General features: G+C 63.0%; 1 protein-coding gene. It reads right to left on the minus strand.

What is annotated here, in order from left to right:
* Positions 1-63: 63 nt before the first annotated feature.
* Positions 64-833 (minus strand): IS5 family transposase gene (locus C6P64_RS13335; protein ID WP_105749057.1). Its coding sequence is split into 2 segments (ribosomal slippage): positions 64-518 and positions 518-833, totalling 771 coding nucleotides; the frame shifts between segments, so codons are not numbered across the junction.
* Between the last annotated feature and the right edge of the window lie 34 nt (positions 834-867).

Here is an 867-nt window from a genome sequence, read left to right on the forward strand (position 1 = left end):
ATTGCAACAATTTCGGGCAAAACTTACTGCTTGTCAACTTGCGTTAACAGGCCCTAGGGCCTGTTAACGCAATCGAAGGACCTCGGCGATGAACGCGACGGTGATGAAGGCCGCAAACATCACATCGGTCTTGTCATAGCGGGTGAACACACGGCGCCAGGCCTTGAGCCTGCGAAACAGCCGCTCGACCTCGTTGCGGCGCCGATAGCGTTCCTTGTCCAGTGTCCAAGGCTGCTTGCGCTGCGGATTGGGCGGCACGACCGGCACAAAGCCAAGTTGCTGGGCCAGTTCCCGCGTGGCATCGCCTTCGTAGGCGCTGTCCATCAGCAGCGCCACTTCCCCGGCCTCATGCGGCCCGCCCATCGCCTCGATCAGCCTGCGCCCCTCGGGACCGTCGGCCGCCTGTCCCGGCGTCAGGCTCCACGTCACAACGTCGCAGGCACTCGCGGCAACCAGATGAAGTTTGGTGCTCCACCCACCTCGGCTTTTGCCAATGGCCTGGGGCCCATTTTTTTCGGCGCACCTGTGCCGTCCGGATGCACCTTCATGATCGTCGAGTCCAGGCTCACGGCTTCGATGCGAACCTGCATCAGGCGCTGCCTCTGCAGACGCTCGAACACCGCATCGAGCACGCCGGACTTGGCCCAGCGGCTCATGCGGGTATAGATGCTGTGCCAAGGCCCGTAGTGGCTGGGCAGCGCCCGCCACTTGCAGCCATTAGCCGCCACGTACAGGATGGCGTTGACCACCTCGAAGTTGTCCAGCCGCACGTTGCCCCGCTGGCGTGGCAGCAGTGGAGCGATCTGTTCGAATTGCTCGCGAGTCAGTTGCACCGCAACACGGTTGCGCCAAGTCCACGGCTGTGGC

The sequence above is a fragment of the Malikia granosa genome, from assembly GCF_002980595.1.
GTDB classification, from domain to species: domain Bacteria; phylum Pseudomonadota; class Gammaproteobacteria; order Burkholderiales; family Burkholderiaceae_C; genus Malikia; species Malikia granosa.